At 37.6% G+C, this 314-nt stretch carries 1 protein-coding gene; it reads right to left on the bottom strand.

The window, feature by feature from the left end:
- The coding region (locus C1E99_RS01710) for a nucleoid-associated protein (RefSeq protein WP_161951126.1) at window positions 1–314 on the bottom strand (314 nt) is incomplete at both ends.

Raw genomic sequence — 314 nt, 5'->3', positions numbered from 1 at the left:
TGGGTGATTTTTAAAGGACTTCCGCTTTCCAGACCAACGTGGGCGAGGTTTTCACGCAGTGAGATTCTCAAAAAGGCAAAATGTTCAACACCATTTCGTTCAAACTCTATGAAAATGAGGTCATTGGTTTTTAAATTCTCAGAAATTGAAAATTCTTCTTTCCAGAGATTAGCAATCTTGACAGAATTGGTCAGTAGGTCGCCATCTAAATAGTCAAGAAAAGGATTGTCGGGGTTAAATTGTCCTGTTTTTGCTTCATCAGAAAAGACACGTTCAATCTTTTTACGCAAATATTCTTCTATTTTGGGGCTAAC

It is taken from the genome of Streptococcus suis, assembly GCF_002964045.1.
Classification (GTDB): domain Bacteria; phylum Bacillota; class Bacilli; order Lactobacillales; family Streptococcaceae; genus Streptococcus; species Streptococcus suis_U.
Note: the sequence above shows the minus strand (reverse complement) of the source record. Positions and strands in the feature narration are given on the sequence as shown.